We start from the raw sequence: 21,526 nt of genomic DNA on the forward strand, positions 1-21,526 counted from the left end.
ATTAAAAATCAAACACGAAGTCATCGTCAGCTAACTTTTCAACGTTCGTTGCTTTTACGTAACCATTCCCTTTTACAGAGAAGAAATCATGGTTTTTCGTATCTGTACGTAAACCATTTAAAACGATTGGGTTAATTTCTTCTTCTTCAAACTTCGGCTCAAGTCCTAAGTTCATAAGTCCTTTATTCGCATTGTAACGAACGAAACGATTTACATCCTCTACAAGACCGATAGAAGTGTAAATTTCTTCTGTGTATGCCATTTCAATTTCATATAGTTCCATTAATAACTCTTGTGTTTCTTTTTGCACTTCTTGTTGATCTTCTGCAGAAAGTTCTGCGAAGAGTTGTTGTGCTAAAATACCGACGAATACGCCGTGAATTGACTCATCACGAATTATTAGGTTAATAATCTCACCACTTGCCGTCAATTTACCTTGACCTGCTAAGTAAAGTGGGTAGAAGAATCCACTATAGAATAAGTAACTTTCTAAGAATACACTTGCTACCATTGCCATGTATAACTCTTTTTTCGTTACTTCAGGCTTTAATAAACGACGATAGTAACCAGTAACAATACCAGCTTTCTTCTCAAGTAATGGATGATTGTCTACCCATTCAAAAATATCATCAATTTCTTCTTCTGTAGCTAACGTTGTGAAAATATGACTGTAACTCTTCGCATGTACTTCTTCCATAGCTCCCATGAAAGCTAATACACTTTTCGCTTGTAAATTTTCAAGATGAACAAGTACAAGTGGCATCCCTTCGCCACCTTGTTTCGTATCTAAAAGTGTTAAACCACCTAATACACGCTTATAAGCAACCTGCTCTTCTTTTGATAATTGTGCCCAAGTATTTTTGTCAGAAGATACCGCGATTTCTTCTTCTGTCCAAAACTGAGCGATGTTTTGCTTCCAAAACATTAAACTAAAATCATCTTCTTTTTTGTTCCAGTTTACCGCACGCATTCAATCGCCCCTTCTCTAAATAAACATGAAAAATTGATAACTAAGCATGAGCAGGGTTCAGAAAACCCTGCTCATGATGTCTCACTTTTTATATTAAACGGTACAAGCTACGCACTCTTCCACGCTTAACTTACGTGTTCTCGTATAATAAAGACTCTTCAAGCCTTTTTTATGTGCATAGATGTAGTAACGTGCTAATTCACGTGTTGAAATATCACTATTAACGTAAAGAATTGTACTAATTCCTTGGTCAATATGTTCTTGGATTTCTGCGATTAAATCAATTAATTTAAACTGATTCATATCGTAAGAAGATTTATAGTACCAGAACGTATCTTTTGATAAATACGGCATTGGATAATATGTTGTCGCATTCGCATATGTTCTTGATTCGATTTGACTTACGATCGGCATTACGCTTGAAGTTGCATTTTGAACGTAACTAATAGATTGTGTTGGAGCGATAGCAAGACGGTATGAATTATATAATCCATTCTTCTTCACTTGCTCTTTTAAACTTGTCCAATCTTCTTTTGTTGGAATATGAATTCCTTCAAATAGTTGCTGAACTTTTTCAGTTACTGGGCTGTAATCTGTCGTTTCGTACTTTTCAAAGTATGTGCCATTCGCATAATCAGACTTATCGAAGTCTTTAAATGTTTCCCCTTTTTCTTTAGCGATTTCCATACTTTTCTCAATAGAGTAGTAATTTAACATCATAAAGAATGTACGAGCGAACTCTCTCGCTTCTGCACTTTCATATGCGATTTTGTTTTTTGATAAATATCCGTGTAAGTTCATTGCGCCAAGTCCAACTGAATGAAGCTCATCATTTGCTTTTTTCACAGTTGGTGCATTCGGAATGATCGTCATATCAGACACAGCTGTTAAAGCTTCCATTCCCGCATGAACAGCTTCACGAATTTCTTTATTTTCCATTACATTCACGATATTTAACGATCCTAAATTACAGTTAATATCACGACGGATAATATCATCTGTACCGTAATCATTTATTTCAGAAGTTTCTTGAAGCTGGAAGATTTCTGTCTCGAATGTTCAACCAAGTCCGCTACTCCTCAGTCCGTTGCTCATGCAACTGCTGTATGTCACCATACAGGACAGACTATATCATCACCTACAGCATTACCTGATTAGGTGCTCCGCTTTTCGAACGCCAATCGCTTGCGCTCTACTCCCATAAGGGATAGTCGTTAGGCTTTTACTTATCTTACATACTTCAGAAAGTCTCTTATTACTTTATGTTGTCCCATAACTCTGCTATACAAAATAATAAGATACATTCTGAACTTTTATATTTTCATTCTAAGATAAGATTTAGCACGGTAGGTTACCTCAAATTTGAGGCTTTCCCCGTTTAACGGAGTTTTCGACTAGCATTTCTACTAGAAGGTGCTACATATTTAACACAAGTTCGACATCTTCACAGTTCCAATATCCTTCAGTGGATGTTGGTTATTTGCATTTGATTTAAACATTAAGTATGGGTAACCAGACTCAAGCTGAATCATAGCAATTTTAATAAGCATATCACGTGCACTAATATCTAGCGGCTTCTTCTTCACTTTCGGATTGCTCATTAATTCATCGTACATTTCATCAATGTCTATATCATCTAAATGCTTTCCGTATTCTTTATACACCGTATAAGGCGCGAAAACATGGAAAGGTTCGTTTTTCTCAGCAAGCTCAAAGAACTTACTTGGAACGATAATTCCGATTGATAGAGACTGAATACGGCTCTTCTCATCGGCATTTATTTTTTTTGTATCAAGGAATTCAATAATATCCCAATGGAAAATGTTTAAGTATACTGCGCCGGCACCTTTTCGTTGCCCAAGTTGATTCGCATATGAAAACGAATCTTCAAGTAATTTCATAACAGGTACTACACCACTTGCAGCGTTATCGATACCTTTAATTTGCTCACCGCGTGCACGTAGCTTAGACAAGTTTAAAGCTACTCCACCGCCGATTTTTGATAATTGCATTGCAGTATTAATGTTAAAGCCGATTGAATTTAAGCTATCATCCATCTCTAACAAGAAACAAGACACCATTTCTCCTCTTCTGCTTCGTCCCGCATTTAAAAAGGTTGGTGTCGCTGGTTGGTAGTTTTGTTTTACAATCATGCTTGCGAAGTGTTTTGCCTTCGCAACATCACCGCGTCCTAAGTATAATGAAACAATTGCTACACGATCTTCATAGCTTTCTAAGTATTGTTTTTGATCATTTGTTTTTAACGCATAATCTTTGTAGAACTTAGATGCTGCCATATAAGATTGGAACTCGAAGTTTTCACCATAAGCGATGTTATATACCTCTTCTACTTCCTCCAAGCTATACTCGTCCAGAACGTTGTAATAGTAATCATATTCTTTCATATACTCCATTCGCTCTGCCACGCTATTAAAATGAACGGTATTTTCTCTAGCTTCTTCCATAAAGACTTCTAATGCCTCTTTATCTTTATGAAGCTGATAAAAACCGTCCTGCATTTGCGTGATTTCATTATTCAGTTCAATGTGTCGCAATCTCCCGCACCCTTTCCTTAAAATATTCTACATCATTATTTGTTCCTGATAACTCAAATTTTGATACAATAGGCACTTCATATTTAGCAGAAATTTTGTCAGCACTTGCACCGAACATGTCTCCCCAGTTACGATTGCCGCTTGCAGATACGCCTTTTAATTTTTCATTATTGCGCTCTAAAAATTCTAAAACACGTTCTGGTACATTGCCAAAACCTGTTGTATACGTAATTAAAACAAAGTCTTCATCTATTACTAGATCTTCACCAATTTGAACGGCCGGCATATTTAATTTGTGAATGAAACGCTTCACGTTTCCTGTCATAGAATCATATGCAACTATCATTTCCGACCCTCCCTCTCCAATCTATACTCTCTGTATGTTGTTTCTTGATTTCTCTATATATTGTATTACGTTTCAAAATAAGACACAAGATATATGTATAAATTCTTTCTTTTTTTAAATTTTACTTTTCGACAAGACAGTCGATTTTTTTCAATACAATGACTATGAAACAACATTCTAAAACTCATGTCAATAAAGTGCTTTTCAAAAAAGTTGTCAACGAATTTAACCTTATTTTTAAAAAAGTTACCAATATATTTTGTCATAAAACGGCAAATGCTGGAGGAATATATTTCTCCAGCATCACGCAAAAAAGAACAGACATGAAACGATAATCTGTTCTAAAAAACGATTACATTTATCAGTTTTACTTTATTAAATATTATACATATACTTTCGGTTCGCGTTACATACTAAAAGATAACTATTATAGAAAAAGATTATTATTATGGAAATTCAACTTATTTATGAAAAGATTATTCTGAGTGCTCAATGCGCAAAATATCTTTTACAAATATATGATGTGGATTTTCATCTTTATCAATCATTGTACATACAGGAGCTTCTTCATCAAAGTACACAATCATTCCTTCTACGTACTGATATGTATGTTGAACTTGTATGGTTACTTTAATTTCTATAGCCTCTTCATATGCTCTTTTTATTTTCTGAAGCATTTTTGCCGAACACTTTCGTTTCTCTGGATACATGACCATCCCCATAAACCTATTGCCAGCTCTATCTTTCCACATATAATCCCAATGCGGTAATATGCCTTGTTTAAAATCGCCCATAATTCTCCTCCCTATATTCTTCTAGTTACGAACGTGGCGTTTCTGAATATGTATAAATTACTTGTCCGCCGCGCTGTGCGTTCCCAATAATATGTTTAAAATCTTCTCGACTTACTACAACTTCTCTGAACGTATAAAATACATCTTTCGTAACAACATACTCCTTTATTTCACCATTTTTCAGCTGATCCAAAATTGCATTTGCTAATTCTTTATCCATGTATTTCACCTCTATGCAATATTTTATTTTATCGTATATTCTATAGGTCAACAACTGTAAAATTATCCAGGTGCTATACCTTCATTTCATTTTCATTATTTTTCAAAAAAGATCTCTTTAGTATATGTCCACTAAATATCATATACTAACATAGCTACTTCTCTATATCAATCATTTCAGCATTCAATTATGTAAAGTTCCATACCACTATGCTACAATATATAAATAGAATTAGGAGGGATACTATGATTCGGAAAGCAAAAAAGACAGATGCGAAGGCAATTGCACCTTTATTATATAACGCTCTGCACGAAATTGCTGAAAAAATCACAGGCAGCACAGTTGAGACAGAAGTATTACTAGGACTTGAAACATGGTTCTCAAAAGAGAGAAATCGACTGAGCTATGAAAACTGTTTTGTATATGTACAAGACGGGGTTGCAGTTGGGGTTATTGTCGCTTATCACGGTAGTGAAGCAACAAGTCTTGATGCACCAATTGTACATTACTTAAGAGAATTACATAAAGATGAATCAATTACATTAGAAAAAGAAGCTGAACTTGATGAATATTACATTGATACATTATCAGTTTCAAGTGCATATGGCGGAAAAGGAATCGGTTCTCAATTAATTGAAGCTGCTGAAATCCATGCAACTGAAAAGGAGCATGAAAAAATCGCATTACTTGTTAATTTAGAAAACAAACGTGCCTATTCACTATATGAAAAACTAGGTTATAAAAAAGATCAAATCGTTATGCTTGTAGGCGAACCTTATGCACATCTCGTAAAAACATTAAACATCAAAATTTCTATATCTTAAAAAGAAAGCACACGATTTATATATAAATCGTGTGCTTTTATGTTAATTTTGTATTTAATATATTTCCATCCATCGCTTCGTGGAATGTATAGGTTGTACATCCCCATGGCTTCCTATGTAAAATAGGAGAACCAGACCATCCCATCGCTCTCAGCTCCGCACCAACCATTGCATTAATGTAATTATGACCTACAAGAGCGATACTTCCATGTACGAGAGCATAACGGTGTAATAAGTAAGCCGCTTGCCTTGCCCTCTCTCTTACTTCCTTATAAGACTCAACACCTTTATGGTACCCAAGTATCCATAATGTTCGCCCGATAAACATCCATACGTTAGGTTTACATTTCAACCATGTTGGAGCATAAAAATTCGTCGGAATTTCAGCTTCCCTAAAAAGAGAATTTTGCATAAAAGATAAAGAATTCATTAATTCAGCTGCTGACTGTATAGCACACCTTTGATCACTCGTTACAATCAACTTTGCTGCTTCAACCGCTTCCATTGTTTCCATTGGTATAGGTGCTTTTTCTGTTATAGCATGTAAGTCATATCCTTTCATCCATTCATGAAAGGATGTAACCGTCATTGGTTCTATAGTACGATCTAAGCGGCCATGACGAATAAAAGAAATCTTCATTCTTTCCACTCTCCATTCATCACTTACGAACTCTATTATGTACTATTTTTAAATATCATACCACGCAAAAAAAGAAAGTTATACACCTTTACATATCCCCGCCACTCTCATGTGTGACCCCAGCATGTATACCATCCATCCCATCAAAATATATAGTCGTTTCATGATGACGAATCTTTTTTAAATTTATATAAGAAAATACAAATAAAGTTAATGCTATAACACTCCCCACAAATTCAAACATCATTTTACCGCCTCTAATTTCTCCCACTTTAGTAGGTTATTGTATTTTTTCATTATACCCCTATATAAAGATGCACGCATTTAAACCGTTCTTTTTTTCTAATAACTTGGAGTTCTTGCATATTTTCTTACAAAATGTGAATATTTTTCGAATTTTTACTTTGGAAACATTTACAAACTAGACAATATGGTTCAAAATAAGAGGAAATAAAAAAAACCAAAATTATTCTTTTTTTGGAAAACTGTAACAAGGAGAGTTGCTTATGCAGATCGCAGAAACTGGAGATATCATTGAATTTAAAGGTGGAATGCAAGGCCGTGTTCAAAAAGTAAATCAAAACTCCGTTATTGTAGATATAACAATTATGGAAAATTTTAGAGAACTAGATATGGAACCTCTTACAGTTGTAAGTCATAAAAACTATACTGTCATTAATCAAAATGCATAATATAATAGAAAGAAAGGATCTGTATGTTATACAGATCCTTTCTTTCTATTATATATTAACGATTATCAATTGTTTCTGGATATAGATCATGGTTCATCATACGGTAGTCTGCCATTTGTTCATACTTCGTGCCTGGGCGACCATAGTTGCAGTAAGGATCAATTGAAATCCCTCCACGTGGTGTGAATTTCCCCCATACCTCAATGTAACGCGGATCCATTAATTTAATTAAATCATTCATAATAACGTTCATGCAATCTTCGTGGAAGTCACCATGATTGCGGAAACTAAATAAATATAGCTTTAAAGATTTACTCTCTACCATTCTTTGTTCTGGAATGTAGCTAATATAAATTGTTGCAAAATCTGGTTGACCTGTTTTCGGACATAAGCTTGTAAATTCAGGGCAATTAAATTTCACAAAATAATCACGGTTTGGATGATTGTTATCAAATACCTCTAAAATTTCTGGGCTATATTCAAATAAATATTTTGTATTTTGATTTCCTAATAAAGTTACATCTTTTAAATCTTCATCTAATCTTCCTGCCATTTTAAACATCCCTTCTCATTATACTCCGCGTTTATTTCCCCATACTAACGCATGAAGCTGTGGCAATACTTTTGCATTATTCATTTCTTTACAGTTAACCGCTTTTTCAATAAGCCACTCGTATTTATCTAATAATTTTTTAATCAACATCGCATCATCCACAGTTTTTGTATCATCATTCCCTACTTGTAAGAAGAATGGAACATCTGGATAACGTTCGTGCATCTTAACTGCATACTCAAAGTCATAATCGTCAAATACTACTACCTTTAAACTAATATCTTTTCCTGCTAGTTTCTGAATAACAGCATCTAACTTCTGAAAATCAGTATTCATCGTCGAACTTGGTGGTTTTGGAGAAATCGTTATCTCATCAATTTGAAGTAACCAATCTTGCCATTTACTCCCTTGCGTTTCGATTGCCGTCCGCATTCCATTCTCTTTTAATATAGAAAGAAGAAACTCAATATTTTTCAACAATGCTGGATTTCCACCTGAAATCGTAACATGAGAAAAATTTTCGCCACCAATTTCTACAAGCTCGTTCCAAACGTCCTCTGCTGTCATCTGTCTAATTTGTTCCTTAGCCGATCCATCCCACGTAAAAGCAGAATCACACCATGCGCAACTATAATCACAGCCAGCTGTACGGATAAACATCGTCTTTTGTCCCACAACCATTCCTTCACCTTGAATGGTCGGACCAAATATCTCTAAGACAGGGATTTTACTCATCGAGCATCCACTCCCGTCTTACTTCCGCATAACTAGTTGGCGTCTCGAAAAGACGAACAAATTCAACACGAGCTCCTTTATATTCGTTCGCACGATTATCTTTTAGTAATGCTTCTGCCATCTTTTCATAAATCCAAACGACCATGTTTTCAGCAGTCGTATTCATTGCTGGTAACGTTTCGTTTAAATAACGATGGTCTAAATAAATTTCTATTTCATTCTTCCAAATTTCTTTTATATCTCCAAAGTCAATCGCAAGACCTATTTCATTTACATATCCACTAATCCCAAATACAACTTTATATGTGTGACCATGTAAGTTTTTACATTTCCCCTCATAACAGTGTAAATGGTGTGCTGCATCAAATGTAAATTCCTTGCTGACCATTACTCTTTTATTATGATATTTGAGCTGTTTACGCTGAATATCCTTGTCCATTTTTTGCAAATTTTCTACGATGCGAAATCCAAAGAAATTATCCATTAGTTATTTGCTCCTTCGCGTTCTTGTAGGTACGTATCTAATCCTGCTTTACGAAGCTGACATGCTGGACATTCACCGCAACCATCACCAATGATTCCGTTATAACATGTTAATGTTTTTTCTCGAACAAACTCGAATGCTCCAAGTTCATCTGATAATTTCCATGTTTCCGCTTTATCAATCCACATAAGTGGTGTATGAATTACGAACGGATAATCCATGGATAAATTTAAAGTAACGTTTAACGATTTCACAAACACGTCACGGCAATCTGGATAACCACTGAAATCAGTTTCACATACACCCGTTACAATATGACGTGCTCCAACTTGTTTTGCTAATACAGCAGCAAATGATAGGAATAGTAAATTTCGTCCATCTACAAACGTCGATGGCAATTCACCTTCTTCATGTGTAATCTCCATATCCGTTCTCGTTAACGCATTTGGAGCAAGTTGATTTAATAGACTCATATCTAACACCGTATGTTTAATTCCTAGCTCTTTCGCAATTTCCGCTGCACAATCAATTTCTAGTTTATGACGTTGATTGTAATTAAACGTTACAGCTTCTACTTCTGCAAACTGCTCTATTGCCCAAAATAAGCATGTCGTACTATCTTGTCCTCCACTAAAAACAACAACTGCCTTTTCTTTTTTCATTTCACTCATTCTCCTTCTCTACTACGAATAAGAAGAAAGAACGTTCTTGAACTGTCACAATAAAAAAACAAAACAATACCTAAAGATATTGTTGTTTCCATAGTTTTTTATAGAGGGAGTTCGCGAACCTCTCCCGTGCAATGCACGGAATTCCTTCTTTCATTGACAAAGCTTATTGTAACATATTGTATACTACCAGAAAAAATTTCTGATTTTTCCGCTATTTTTCATTTCATTTCTTTCATTTTATAGTATGATGAATTTAATGCGAGAAGAGAAGAGAGGAGGCACCCCACTGAAACCCTTTATTATTTATCTCTTTCTAAATATATTATTCATCCTTGTTACAATGCTCGTATACCATCTATTTTGGAATCAAAAAGGGAAACGTTCTCCTAAATTAAATTCAGCTATATTTATTGCATTATGTTGCCTCGCTACCATACTATGTATTACTTTCGGAGCAAAAACAAATTATGGATTTCAATTTGATATGCGCCATATCGTATTAATTGTCGGTACATTAACAGGAGGCCCTATTGCTGGTGCTTCTATCTTAACTGTATTAAACATATACCGCTTCTTATTAGGGGGAATAGGTGTTTTCCCATCCCTTATCGCTTCGGTTCTACTGTTTATTGTTCTCCTATTAACATACAAACTATTTAACCGAAGTTCTAATCGAATAAAAATAGCACTCGCTATCTTTTACAGTCTCATATTTGGCTTGGGCTGGGTACCTTCTTTCCTTTCAGAGGTTACAAATAGCGCCGATTACATACCACATATTATCGTGTACGAAATATGTACAATAATTGGAACAATCCTTATTTTATATTTGCTACACATACTACAAATGCAAGTTCGTCTTCAAAACGAACTTATGAATGCCGAAAAATTCCATTTAATTGGAGAAATGGCAGCGTCCATCTCTCATGAGATTCGCAATCCATTAACTTCAACAAAAGGATTTTTACAACTTTTGCAGTCAAATACATGCACTGAGCAAGAGCGAAAATTATATATCGACATAGCCATCAACGGAATCGAACAAGCAAATCATGTTCTTACAGACTACTTAACTTTCGCGAAACCAAGTATTGAAAAAGAACAACAGTTACAAGTAGAGGAAGAATTATTGCATGCCTTATCTTTAATCACACCTCTTGCTAATTTAACAAATGTTCGTATCCACTATATCAAACAAAGTACATCTTTCTATATCACTGGTGAAAAACAAAAACTAAACCAATGTTTATTAAATATTTTAAAAAACTGTATTGAGGCTATGCCTACAGGCGGTGATCTCGTACTCACTTTAGTTCCAGACCATAAACATATACAATTGTATATAAAAGATACAGGAGTTGGTATGGATCAAGAACAAGTAAAACGCCTTGGATCCCCTTTCTACTCAACAAAAGAAAAAGGAACTGGTCTTGGAATGATGGTCGTATTCAGTGTTATTCAAGCTATGAACGGAAAAATTGATATTATAAGTGAAAAAGGTACAGGTACAACCTTCTTATTAACTTTTCCACTCATACAAAAAACGTGATGAAATACTCATCACGTTTTTTCTGTTCCTTCAACTAATTCAGCAAAGGCTTTCACTTTACCATGTGGTTTTTGATTTTCTTTACGTGCTTTCCACGCGCGCTCTTCTTCTTTCTTTTTCTTGGACATACTTTTCAACTCCTTCTGTTCTTTCTCCATGTAGTATTCCAAAATAAGAAAGAAAACTATGCACGTATCAAAAAAGAAGTGGTCTCCCACTTCCTTCTGATTATCGTTGCAAAATTGCGTGTTTCGCCTCTTTTAACTGCGTAAGATGTCTTTGTTCATGCAAATCAAGAAATTGAACCCACTGATACAAATTCAAATCATTAAAAATAGGATGCTTTAATCCATTTTCAAATAAATCTTTTTCATCTATCACACTATGAAGCGCGTGTAATAGTTCTTGTCGTGAATGTTCTAGTAATTGAATTCCTTGCTGTTTTTTCATTAACGTTTCTGTTGGTTCCATTTGCTGAGGAGCTTCTCGTTTATGTGTGCGATCAAGCGTAAGTTGGAGGTCTTTAAATGGAGTCGTGTTTCTTTCATTTTTTTGTAAAGCATATACAAGGGCAGATGTAACTGATTGTTCAACTAAATGCAAGTGATGCAAAATTTGAATAATACTCCATTTATCACGGCGTGGCTTTACATTCACTTCTGTATCATTTAACATTTCAATTTCTGATAATAGCGTGCTTCGAGTAGACTGTAATGAGTTCACCAAACTTTCTAAACTCACATCCATATTAGATTGAAGCATACTTCTTTCCCCCCTTTTTGTTGGTGAAAAGAGGTGCTCCTTATTAGAAACACCTCTTTATTATTCTGAATTTTCTTTTATTATCTCATCATTTTCTCTTTATGTCGATGTTAAACATGTGAAAAAAAGCGCATGTTTTTTACAATTTTGTGTCGTCAATCGCACGTAGCCATGCTTCAATTTCTGTAATGACACTTTTCACACAGCCTTCAGCAAATGGTGATGTTAAATTTGCAACTTCTACTAATTCCAAGAATGATTTACTTCCACCTTGTTGACACAGATTCACATAATCTTCCCATGCCTCTTGTCTATTATCTCTTGCACGTTTCCAAAATTGCAGTGCGCAAATTTGTGCTAATGTGTAGTCGATATAGTAGAACGGCGAGCTATAAATATGTCCTTGACGTTGCCAGAATCCACCGCGCTCTAAATAATCATTATCTTCATAATCACGATGCGGCAAATACTTTTTCTCTATATTACGCCATGCTGTCTTACGCTCTTCTGGTGATGCTTCTGGATTTTCATATACATAATGTTGGTATTCATCAACAGATACACCATACGGTAAAAACAGAAGTGCTGAACTTAAGTGAGAGAAATAATATTTATCTGCATCTTCTTCAAAGAATGACTTCATCCATGGCCATGTAAAGAATTCCATACTCATAGAATGAATTTCACATGCTTCATACGTTGGCCAATTGTATTCTGGAATTTCAAACTTACGACTTTCATATACTTGGAAAGCATGACCAGCTTCATGTGTTAATACATCAATGTCGCCAGATGTTCCGTTGAAGTTTGAGAAAATAAATGGCGCTTTATAATTCTCAATATATGTACAATATCCGCCACCAGCTTTTCCTTTTTTCGCAACTAAATCTAATAAATCATTATCTAGCATGAAATTGAAAAATTCATCCGTTTCAGCCGATAACTCTTTATACATCGTTTTCCCATGATTAACAATCCAATCCGCATCTCCTTTTGGAGTTGGATTACCAGTAGCAAACTCAAAGTTTTCGTCGTAATATGCTAACTTCTCTACACCAATACGTGCTTGTTGTCGTTTTCTTAACTCCGTTGTAACGGGAACGATATAATCTAGTACTTGCTGACGATAATTCGCCACCATTTCCGCATTATAATCTGTACGGTACATTCTTGCATATCCAAGTTCAACAAAGTTTTTGAAACCTAAAGATTTGGCGATTTTCGTTCTCACTTTAACAAGCTCATCATAAATACGATCTAACTCTTCCTCATTCTCAGCTAAAAATCCGTAATAAGCTTCACTTGCTGCTTTACGTTCACTTCTTTCTTTCCCTTGCATAAACGGAATCAGTTGCGATAACGTTCTTTCTTCTCCTGCAAAGTCAATTTTTGCAGATGCTAATAACTGTGTATATTGTGAAGACAATTTATTCTCTAATTGTAAATCTTTCACAACTTCATCAGAGTATGTTTTCAAATCACACTCCGCTAAAGCAAATAATTGCTTTCCATAATACGCTTCTAATTCTTCACGGAATGGGGAATGAATTAACGCATTATAATACTTTGTACCATATCCTTGTACAACTGGAGAGAATTCATCAAAGAAATCTTGCTCTTCCTTATAAAAAGCATCTGTCGTATCAACAGAATGACGAATGTAACAAAGGTTCCCCATTGTACCGAAGTCGTTGCGAATTTCGTTAATTGAATTGATGACTTGTTTTTGTTCTTCTACCGTTTTTACGTTATCAAACTTCTCTAAAGCAACGGTAAACTTTTCTTTTAATTCTTCAATATTTGGCCGTTTATATTCATAGTCTTTAAATGACATGAACGAGCCTCCTCTCCATTATATGCATCCTTACTATAATTCAATGCTTACTTACAAATCTCCTCTTATTCTTCAACAAAATACGGCAGATGCTGTCATAATTACATGTAAACAAAAGAACCTTGGATTTCTTTATCCAAAGCTCTTTTGAAACATACTATTATTTTTCATATTTTCCAATCTTTTTTAATAGAGCTAGTAATTCATCCTTTTCCTCTTTCGTTAACATTTCAAAAGACTGATGTATAACTTGCTCATGCCCTGGAAAAATAGAAGCGATAAAGCTCTCTCCAGATTCAGTTAGTTGTGCATAAATAACACGTCTGTCATTCGGGCACGGAATTCTCTTTACTAGTCCCTTTTTCTCTAGCTTATCTACAACATATGTAATGCTGCCACTAGCTATTAAAATACGCTCACCAATTTGCTGAAGTGGTTGACCGCCTTTATGATATAACAGTTCTAATACAGCAAATTCAGTTGGATTTAGCCCGTTACTTTGTATAGATTTATTTGTAGTATCCATAACAGAACGATGTACACGAGATAATGCAATAAATACTTTTAAAGATTGAGAAATATCTTCTCGTTCATTATTTGATGTCATACAACTTTCAACCCTTCACTTAAATTCTCAGTAATAAAAAGAAAAAACAACTTAGTACTTCATGTGAATTCCGAATGAGTATTCACTCATTCATTTCCTCTCCCCAAATATATTATGAATGATTCTTGAATAAAAACATGACAATTTTAACATAGTTTATATATAATGATAATAAAAAAGAAGGAGTACCAAATTTGAAAGTCAAATTCCACAGCATAGTTTTATATATAGTTCTTGTTATCCTACCAACGATAGGGATTGGTGCTACACTTTATTCATATCATTTGTATAAAATGAAGCAGGAAAACAAACTATCTGCTCACACGGTTCTCTTTTTATATAGAGACTATTTAGATCATCACCTTGGTGAAGCAATTTCCGCATTAAAAATGCTCTCAAAGGTCGTAGGAACCGAGACTGGAAATATAAATGGAGTTAAACAAATTGTACATGATACAGATGGAAACGATGCACGTTTTTCTGGTTTATATTACGCTACACCAGAAGGAATCATTACAATCGCATCCGAAGGCGACCGACCACCTGTTGCTGTCTCAGATCGTAAATATATTCAAGACGTATTGCAAACGAAGAAAACAACTGTATCATCAGTCATTACAGATCGTGTTCTTGGACATCAAGCTATTATGATTGCTTCTCCCATTTTTAATAAACAGAAGGAAATCTCAGGCTTATTGTTAGCAAGTTTACGCTTTGACTACATTTCAGCATCTTTAAATGCCATTAAGCCACAATATCATTTTGAAGTAACTGATAAACATGATGTAGTTTTTCTCACCGATGATAATAACGAAACAAGTGATGCGCATTCTAATATGCTTACTACCCCACTCAAAAGATTAAATTGGAAGGTCTCTGTTTCTCCATTGCCTATCCATCAAAAAACTTTATATCAGTGGGTTGTAATAGAGTGTATAGCTACTTTATTTTTAATGTCTATTTTATTTTTACTTGCTCAATATATGTTGTTAAAACGTCAAACAAAACTGGAAAGACAACAAAATGAACTACAAAAAATTGAATTAGTTGGAACTTTTGCAGCTAGTACAGCCCACGAAATCCGTAATCCTCTTACCGGAATTAAAGGGCTCGTCGCTCTATTAAAAGAGAAATATAAAGATGAACAAGATCAGTTTTATTTTTCCATCATCGAACAAGAGATAGAACGGATTAATGAAATTGTAAGCGAATTTCTTATTCTTGGAAAGCCAACTGCTATCATTGAACAAACATATGATGTGAGAACCATTCTAAATGAGGTAGCATTAATTATTCAATCTGAGGCGAATCTACATAACATTGTATTCCATTTACATTTGCCAGACCATCCTGTTCATATCCGTTGCTCAAAAGACCATATGAAACAAGTGGTTTTAAACATTACAAAAAATGCAATTGAAGCCATGAATTCTGGTGACACACTGACCATTTCCGTAACAAACAATGAGACACACGCACAATTGAAAATTACAGATACTGGAAAGGGGATTCCGAAACATATTCAAAAACACCTCTTTCATCCGTTCTTTACTAATAAAGATACTGGAACCGGTCTTGGACTTGTCATATGTAAACGAATTGTAGAGATGTACAATGGGCATATTTTTATTGATAGTATAGAAAATGAAGGAACGACAGTTCATATCGAAATTCCGTTACACCTAGTATAATTATCCTTATCCCAAAAGGGTAATTATACTTATTTCATAAAACCAGCCACAAGCATTCGCCAAAAATTACTTGATTTCCCTTTATACCCAATTTGAAAAATAGGTACCTTTATAATTGATAACCATTTTGGTGTTTGTTTTTCTTTATAACACTGATACTGTAAAATAAGCTTGTCCAATTCTTGACTCACTTGAATTGTCTCCATACTATTTAACCCACTTGTTAAACCTAATTGAATCATTTCTTCACGTTTCATATGAATATCACGTGAAAGCTTTTCTAATGTGTACTTCCTTTTTACAGTAAACATCCATATCCCCCTTATTATACTTCCGTGCTCTCGACTTTACTTCTCCATCGGCCTTTTAACTACTTAATCATATTTGAATTTGAAGAATCAGAAAATTTAACATTTTCTCCCTGTAATTTACAAATCTTTACCCTCACTTTGAGAATTATTACAAATTATTCTATCTTTGTAAATACATTCGCAATAATAGACATTTTTTTCATCTTCTTTTTTTACAAATACCAATTAAATAGCTGATTCTCTATTTTCCATATACTTTTCTTCGACATTTTTTGTTTAATTTATATAAAAACGCAAAACATAATGATGATTGATAAAGTGAAATTTAATCATTGGGGATTTTGTCCATTCCTCACTGCTCGCAAATAGCGGGATAAAATAGAAAGGAAATATTTATATGCGCAAATATACGATTGCATTGCTTATATTTACTATGTTTTTACCATCCTTCTTGTTTCCTGTTCAAGCAAAGGCCCATACAAACAAAGTCGCTATTGTCATTGATGACTTCGGCAATAATATGAAGGGGACTGATAAAATGTTATCACTTCCTATTCCACTGACTGTTGCCGTTATGCCTTTTCTCCCTTCCACAAAGGAAGATGCGATAGCGGCTCATAAGAAAGGGCACGAAGTTATTATACATATGCCAATGGAACCTATTAAAGGTAAAAAAGAATGGCTTGGACCAAAAGCAATTACAACTGATTTAAGCGACGAAGAAATAAATAACCGACTCGAACAAGCGATTCAAGAAGTACCGCATGCAATTGGCATGAATAATCATATGGGATCAAAAGTGACCGCGGACGAAAGAATTGTACGACTTATACTTGCAGCTTGTAAAAAACACGGTTTATTTTATTTAGATAGCAAAACAAATCCTAAGAGTGTTGTCCCAAAAATCGGGAAAGAATTAGGAGTGCCTATTATTGAAAATCAATTATTTTTTGATGATGTGTATACGGCGGCACATATTTCAAAACAAGCCCAATTACTCATTAAAAAACTTCAAGAAAAACCGATTATGGTAGCTATTGGACACGTTGGACCTCCAGGTGAAATTACATCACGTGTTATAGAAACTTCTATTCCTAACATTCGCGCGCATGCAGATTTTATTTTTTTATCTGATTTAGCACTATCTCCACCTCCTGTTTCAAAATAAGATTCATTACTCACACTAAAAAGGTACCAATCTGCATATAGCAAATTGGTACCTTTCCTTTTCACCTTAAATATAATCTACATGACTCACCCTGAATCCTTTTTTCTCTATTTTTTCGATTAATTGCTTTAATCTTTTTTCATTTAACTCATCTGCTATATTTACGATAACGCGGCGAATATATTGATCACCGTTATCTAGTGTAAATAATCCACCGATATTAAATGCTTTCAACAATGTCCCAAGTTCTTTAATCGTTCCCTTACAATCTTGTGTTGCAATTGTTAATATATAACCACCCGTCCGCATACCGAATGAATCTTCAATAACATCAAATATATTGGAATGCGTTAAGATACCGACAAATTCATTATAGTCATTTAGCACAGCTAAAAATGGAAGTCGACGAATAACATAAAATGCTCTAAAAAAAGAATCCTTTTCAAAAATAAATGCGGAGGAATCTCCCAGCATATGTTCCGCACTTAATTTCTCTAATCCGCTATTACACTTCTTTTCTAAAAGATCTACTTTATAAATAATCCCTATGAATTTCTTTTCATCTTCTGCTAATACAGGGATTGCTCGAAATCCCGTTTCATTCATAATGTGCAAAGCCTCTTCACCTGAATCGTTCATTTTGCAAAATGTTACTTGCTGTTTTGGCAGAAAATGATATTTAACTCGCAAAATATGTTCCTCCTTACATGTCAACATGTAATCTATATATAATAAGGAGACCTATATTTTATGAGTGAAATTATTTTTAAAACGCTTTCATTTTTTGTTGACTTGTAACGACATCACAAACATTTTATATAACAGAGCTCTTTGCACCTTTTATCATTAACAACTTTACATGGTAATTCATTAAATATTCTATACCCTCTAGCCATTTTTTCGCTTCTTCTGGAGTTTTCCCCCACACAATCATGCCATAATTATGAACAAGAACTACTCCTCCACCTTCAATAAAATTCGGTACATTATTTTCTAATAAATCAGCAAATTTCTTCTCATCTTCTACAATGGGAATTGTCATTTCTGTTATACCTTCTTTTCCAAAAACACGTTCCACACTACGTTTATCGAATGTTACTTCCCCTTCTTCTCCATATAACTCTGATATTAAATGACTATCTACAGTCTGCACTTGTAAAATACATTCTGCACTACTTTTTTTATAAATATCCGCATGCATAAACGATTCTGCAGCTGGTTTTTCTTCATTTTCAAATACTGGCTCACACATACAATTAACAACAATAAAGTCTTCTTCTGAAAATAACCCTTTATCTCTTCCCTCAACGTTTATTAAAAAAGTTAACGGCTCTTTTGACGTACAGAGTGATAAACTAATTTTTGTACCATAAAACCAATCACGAAGTGCCAATTCAGATTTCACATCTTTTAATTCATTCCATTTTTTTAGAAAAAATAACATTTCGTCACCCCCGGCATAATATTTATATAATGTTCGAATCCTTTCTATGTAAAAGGAGTATTTTTTGATTATTCTAAAAATTTAATTGAATTATCACATGATAACGCCTTTTTGTCAATATAGTTTCATAGCTCTTCTTTAAAATGGGCCATCCATATATCTATACTTCTGTCTATTCCCTATTTCATTTTGTACATAAAAAATACGTTATTCTTTTTAAATCAAAGAATAACGTATTTTCTCATCTTTTATTTCTTTATTGCGTTATATAAAAACTGTGCATATTGTTCACGTGTTACGAAATCATCACCTAAAAAGTTTCCTTTTCCATCACCTTTTGATATATTATTATCCGCTAAAGCTTTCACATAGCCTTCTGCCCAATGACCTTTTGGCACATCAGTAAAGCTCTCTACACTCTTTTCATTTCCCTTTAACTGAAATACTTTTTGTAATACTACTGACATTTCATATCGAGTTAATACTCCATCTGGACGGAACTCCCCAGTACCATCTCCTTGCATAATTCCAGCTTGCGCAACTGTGGCAATCTCTTGCTCAAACATATGCCCTTTCGTATCTGTAAATCTCTCTTTCTGCTCTACTTTATTTTCTAATTTCAAGTACCTTTGTACTAAAGACGCAACTTGTCCACGAGTAATACTATCCCCAAACCCAAATTGTCCATTTCCATATCCCTTGAAAATATTTTCTTTCGCTAAATAATGAATTGCTTCTTCTGACCAATTTCCTTTTGGTACATCTTTAAATTCTACTACTTCTACTTTTTCATCTTCTTTAGAAGTATTGTTTTCTTTAGAATTGTTGTCCCCTTTACTTTCTACTACATTTTGAATTACAGATCCTGTAAAGAAAATACCTGTATCTGCAAATGGATCTTTCACTCCAAATTCATATACTTTCTCACCTGGTGTACTCCATTTCACTACACCATTACTATACGTACCACCATCACTCTTCAGACGGATTTTTGTAGATACCTCGCCGTCTTTTTCGTATATAGGTACTTTTACTTCTTTATTTACTTCTGTATCCTCTAGAAAGACTTTTTGGTTTTGAACATTAATATAAGCCTTCTTACTTAATTCTATTACTGGTCTAACATCGCGGATTTCATTTGCAACAAAACTTAAATATACTAACTTATTCAACTTACTAACTGGCGATAAGTCTGAAATATAATTTGCTTCTAAATCAAGTTTTTGTAAGTTTACTAGATTTGATAATGGAGTAATATCCTTTAACTCATTATTAGGTAAATCTAATTCTGTAAGCTGAGTCATTTTAGCAAGTGGTGTCACATCTTCAATTTGATTTTTACCGATAAATAATTTATTTAATTGATTCATTTGATCAATACCCGATAAATCTTTAACTTTATTACGCGTTAATACTAAATCTTTTAAAGGTAATGAATATAACGGTTTAATATCTTCAATTTGATTACCTGCTAAAGTTAAGTATGTTACATTTTTCAACGCGCTTAATGGAGCAACATTCGTAATTTTATTATTTGCTAAATTCAAGTAATCTAGTTGTTCCATTTTCGCTAATGCTGTTACGTCTTCTATTTGGTTGCCTGATAGATATAAACTTTTTACATTTTTCATTTCAACGAGTGGTGCAACGTTTGTAATTTTATTATTACTCAAATCAAGAGATGCTAAATTATCCAGCTTAACAAGTGGTGTTACATCTGAAAATTCATTACCACGCAAAGCTAAATGATTTAATTGCTTTAAATTCGCAAAGAACGACGGATCTGTTATCTTCGCATTCGCAACTGTTAAAGATTTTAAATTTGGCATATATTTTAATGCACTATAATCAAGAATCTCATTCGTGTTTAAAAACAAGTCCTTTACTTGTAATAACTCCTCTTTCGTAATTGGTGTATTTAAATCTTTTCTATTAAATACTTTTTTATTAACAAGTTCTCTTAATTTGTTATCTGTTATCATATTTTGACTATCAACTGGATGATCCGTTTCCGTATTGCCTGAATTAGAGTTATCATCTGGTTTCTCTGTTTCTTTGTCACCTACAGTTGGATCTTTAATTTCAAATTGAACTTGATATTTGTGATCATATCCGATGGCCGGAATAAGTATATGCATTTGCATATTATGCTTCTTCTCAAATTCGCCAATTTCAAATTGGACCACTTTCGTTCCATTTTTCCTCTTATCTTCTGATAAAACTTTCACATCTTGAAATACACCAGGTTGGTTTTTATCCTCTATTCTAAGATATTGAAAATAATCGCTATCTTGTATTGTTACAGTAACGATTTTTTTCCCATCTTCAATTGCTACTTTAGGATTTTTTATGTACTGAGAAACCATAGATGGCTCATCTTTTTGATCCTTATATATTTTAATCTCAGTATCGTATGTACGTTCACTAGCTGCTGCCACCGACTGGTTTGCTTCAGCTTTTAGTGCTGCTAATGCTGGAGTAGAGTATGTAGCAAATGGAATTGCTAATGTTGTGGCTACTACTAGCGCCTTAATATAACTTTTTTTCAAAATAATATCCCCTATCATATATAATTTTCATAATTTATAAATGTTATTAATTATCTACAAATAAATGATAATGAATATCATTATCATTGTCAATGGTAATATTACATTAAGTTTATATTTCCAAAGA

General features: G+C 34.0%; 24 protein-coding genes, 1 pseudogene and 1 riboswitch. Of the genes and pseudogenes, 5 read left to right on the top strand and 20 right to left on the bottom strand.

What is annotated here, in order from left to right:
• Nucleotide 1: 1 nt before the first annotated feature.
• The 6 genes and pseudogenes from nrdF to QCI46_RS20900 form a co-directional block, all read right to left on the bottom strand.
• Entirely contained in the window at nucleotides 2-970 is a 969-nt protein-coding gene (gene nrdF / locus QCI46_RS20875) for a class 1b ribonucleoside-diphosphate reductase subunit beta (protein WP_353841292.1), read from the bottom strand.
• Nucleotides 971-1,063: 93 nt separating this feature from the next.
• Entirely contained in the window at nucleotides 1,064-2,014 is a 951-nt protein-coding gene (locus QCI46_RS20880) for a ribonucleotide reductase large subunit (protein WP_353841914.1), read from the bottom strand.
• 383 nt (nucleotides 2,015-2,397) lie between these two features.
• A pseudogene (locus QCI46_RS20885) lies at nucleotides 2,398-3,525 on the bottom strand (ribonucleotide reductase N-terminal alpha domain-containing protein); the annotation flags it as partial.
• Nucleotides 3,512-3,871 carry a class Ib ribonucleoside-diphosphate reductase assembly flavoprotein NrdI gene (gene nrdI, locus QCI46_RS20890; RefSeq protein WP_000634376.1) on the bottom strand — a complete coding sequence of 120 codons (360 nt, stop codon included), beginning with the start codon at nucleotides 3,869-3,871 and terminating at the stop codon, nucleotides 3,512-3,514. The pseudogene QCI46_RS20885 and the gene nrdI, both read right to left, overlap by 14 nt.
• A 476-nt stretch (nucleotides 3,872-4,347) precedes the next feature.
• On the bottom strand, nucleotides 4,348-4,665 hold the full coding sequence (locus QCI46_RS20895; protein ID WP_000502194.1) for a hypothetical protein: 318 nt from the start codon (nucleotides 4,663-4,665) through the stop codon (nucleotides 4,348-4,350).
• A gap of 25 nt (nucleotides 4,666-4,690) precedes the next feature.
• Nucleotides 4,691-4,885 carry a hypothetical protein gene (locus QCI46_RS20900; RefSeq protein WP_000356682.1) on the bottom strand — a complete coding sequence of 65 codons (195 nt, stop codon included), beginning with the start codon at nucleotides 4,883-4,885 and terminating at the stop codon, nucleotides 4,691-4,693.
• Between the two features lie 245 nt (nucleotides 4,886-5,130).
• Here QCI46_RS20900 and QCI46_RS20905 point away from each other — a divergent pair, with 245 nt between their 5' ends.
• Nucleotides 5,131-5,709 (top strand): GNAT family N-acetyltransferase, encoded by a 579-nt coding sequence (locus tag QCI46_RS20905; protein ID WP_048544992.1) that lies wholly within the window; start codon nucleotides 5,131-5,133, stop codon nucleotides 5,707-5,709.
• A gap of 37 nt (nucleotides 5,710-5,746) precedes the next feature.
• On the opposite strand, the gene QCI46_RS20910 is transcribed toward QCI46_RS20905, so the two are convergent.
• Complete coding sequence (locus QCI46_RS20910) at nucleotides 5,747-6,349, bottom strand: histidine phosphatase family protein (protein ID WP_131932860.1); 603 nt, start codon at nucleotides 6,347-6,349, stop codon at nucleotides 5,747-5,749.
• Between the two features lie 88 nt (nucleotides 6,350-6,437).
• Nucleotides 6,438-6,596: a hypothetical protein gene (locus tag QCI46_RS20915; protein ID WP_353841932.1), complete on the bottom strand. Its 159-nt coding sequence runs from the start codon at nucleotides 6,594-6,596 to the stop codon at nucleotides 6,438-6,440.
• Between the two features lie 259 nt (nucleotides 6,597-6,855).
• On the opposite strand from QCI46_RS20915, the gene QCI46_RS20920 reads away from it, so the two are divergent.
• Nucleotides 6,856-7,041, top strand: a complete 186-nt coding sequence (locus tag QCI46_RS20920; protein WP_001165081.1) for a YkvS family protein — start codon at nucleotides 6,856-6,858, stop codon at nucleotides 7,039-7,041.
• 55 nt (nucleotides 7,042-7,096) lie between these two features.
• Here the strand turns inward: QCI46_RS20920 and queF are convergent, their stop codons facing one another.
• From queF to queC, 4 genes are read right to left on the bottom strand one after another with little or no spacing between them, the layout of a single operon-like run.
• Nucleotides 7,097-7,594, bottom strand: coding sequence for a preQ(1) synthase (gene queF, locus QCI46_RS20925; protein ID WP_000918895.1), 498 nt, complete (start codon nucleotides 7,592-7,594; stop codon nucleotides 7,097-7,099).
• 18 nt (nucleotides 7,595-7,612) lie between these two features.
• Nucleotides 7,613-8,329, bottom strand: coding sequence for a 7-carboxy-7-deazaguanine synthase QueE (gene queE, locus QCI46_RS20930; RefSeq protein ID WP_000036302.1), 717 nt, complete (start codon nucleotides 8,327-8,329; stop codon nucleotides 7,613-7,615).
• A complete protein-coding gene (gene queD, locus QCI46_RS20935) occupies nucleotides 8,322-8,813 on the bottom strand; it encodes a 6-carboxytetrahydropterin synthase QueD (protein ID WP_000368411.1) in 492 nt (163 codons plus the stop codon). The genes queE and queD overlap by 8 nt, the downstream gene beginning before the upstream one ends.
• A complete protein-coding gene (gene queC / locus QCI46_RS20940) occupies nucleotides 8,813-9,475 on the bottom strand; it encodes a 7-cyano-7-deazaguanine synthase QueC (protein ID WP_000711595.1) in 663 nt (220 codons plus the stop codon). Before queC ends, queD begins: the two co-directional genes overlap by 1 nt.
• 93 nt (nucleotides 9,476-9,568) lie before the next feature.
• A riboswitch (PreQ1 riboswitch) is annotated at nucleotides 9,569-9,612 on the bottom strand.
• A gap of 212 nt (nucleotides 9,613-9,824) precedes the next feature.
• Between queC and QCI46_RS20945 the strand changes: the two genes are divergently transcribed.
• Complete coding sequence (locus QCI46_RS20945; RefSeq protein ID WP_353841915.1) at nucleotides 9,825-11,033, top strand: ATP-binding protein; 1,209 nt, start codon at nucleotides 9,825-9,827, stop codon at nucleotides 11,031-11,033.
• A gap of 11 nt (nucleotides 11,034-11,044) precedes the next feature.
• Here the strand turns inward: QCI46_RS20945 and QCI46_RS20950 are convergent, their stop codons facing one another.
• The 4 genes from QCI46_RS20950 to QCI46_RS20965 form a co-directional block, all read right to left on the bottom strand.
• The gene (locus QCI46_RS20950; RefSeq protein ID WP_000038254.1) at nucleotides 11,045-11,161 is read right to left on the bottom strand and encodes a DUF6254 family protein; all 117 of its coding nucleotides are present in this window, start codon (nucleotides 11,159-11,161) and stop codon (nucleotides 11,045-11,047) included.
• Nucleotides 11,162-11,261: 100 nt separating this feature from the next.
• Nucleotides 11,262-11,795 (bottom strand): DinB family protein, encoded by a 534-nt coding sequence (locus tag QCI46_RS20955; RefSeq protein ID WP_087984814.1) that lies wholly within the window; start codon nucleotides 11,793-11,795, stop codon nucleotides 11,262-11,264.
• A 139-nt stretch (nucleotides 11,796-11,934) separates the two neighbouring features.
• Nucleotides 11,935-13,629, bottom strand: a complete 1,695-nt coding sequence (locus tag QCI46_RS20960; RefSeq protein ID WP_087984813.1) for a M3 family oligoendopeptidase — start codon at nucleotides 13,627-13,629, stop codon at nucleotides 11,935-11,937.
• Nucleotides 13,630-13,789: 160 nt separating this feature from the next.
• The gene (locus QCI46_RS20965; protein ID WP_000203344.1) at nucleotides 13,790-14,236 is read right to left on the bottom strand and encodes a MarR family winged helix-turn-helix transcriptional regulator; all 447 of its coding nucleotides are present in this window, start codon (nucleotides 14,234-14,236) and stop codon (nucleotides 13,790-13,792) included.
• Between the two features lie 194 nt (nucleotides 14,237-14,430).
• On the opposite strand from QCI46_RS20965, the gene QCI46_RS20970 reads away from it, so the two are divergent.
• A complete protein-coding gene (locus QCI46_RS20970) occupies nucleotides 14,431-15,927 on the top strand; it encodes a DUF3149 domain-containing protein (protein ID WP_353841293.1) in 1,497 nt (498 codons plus the stop codon).
• A gap of 29 nt (nucleotides 15,928-15,956) precedes the next feature.
• Here the strand turns inward: QCI46_RS20970 and QCI46_RS20975 are convergent, their stop codons facing one another.
• Nucleotides 15,957-16,238 (bottom strand): Spo0E family sporulation regulatory protein-aspartic acid phosphatase, encoded by a 282-nt coding sequence (locus tag QCI46_RS20975; RefSeq protein WP_353841294.1) that lies wholly within the window; start codon nucleotides 16,236-16,238, stop codon nucleotides 15,957-15,959.
• Between the two features lie 397 nt (nucleotides 16,239-16,635).
• Between QCI46_RS20975 and QCI46_RS20980 the strand changes: the two genes are divergently transcribed.
• On the top strand, nucleotides 16,636-17,406 hold the full coding sequence (locus QCI46_RS20980; RefSeq protein WP_046958227.1) for a divergent polysaccharide deacetylase family protein: 771 nt from the start codon (nucleotides 16,636-16,638) through the stop codon (nucleotides 17,404-17,406).
• A gap of 66 nt (nucleotides 17,407-17,472) precedes the next feature.
• Here the strand turns inward: QCI46_RS20980 and cbpA are convergent, their stop codons facing one another.
• The 3 genes from cbpA to QCI46_RS20995 form a co-directional block, all read right to left on the bottom strand.
• Complete coding sequence (cbpA, locus tag QCI46_RS20985; RefSeq protein WP_048545012.1) at nucleotides 17,473-18,096, bottom strand: cyclic di-AMP binding protein CbpA; 624 nt, start codon at nucleotides 18,094-18,096, stop codon at nucleotides 17,473-17,475.
• A 124-nt stretch (nucleotides 18,097-18,220) separates the two neighbouring features.
• On the bottom strand, nucleotides 18,221-18,850 hold the full coding sequence (locus QCI46_RS20990) for a class II aldolase/adducin family protein (RefSeq protein WP_048545015.1): 630 nt from the start codon (nucleotides 18,848-18,850) through the stop codon (nucleotides 18,221-18,223).
• Nucleotides 18,851-19,098: 248 nt separating this feature from the next.
• A complete protein-coding gene (locus tag QCI46_RS20995; protein WP_353841295.1) occupies nucleotides 19,099-21,399 on the bottom strand; it encodes an NEAT domain-containing leucine-rich repeat protein in 2,301 nt (766 codons plus the stop codon).
• Between the last annotated feature and the right edge of the window lie 127 nt (nucleotides 21,400-21,526).

It is taken from the genome of Bacillus cereus group sp. RP32, assembly GCF_040459735.1.
GTDB lineage: Bacteria > Bacillota > Bacilli > Bacillales > Bacillaceae_G > Bacillus_A > Bacillus_A wiedmannii.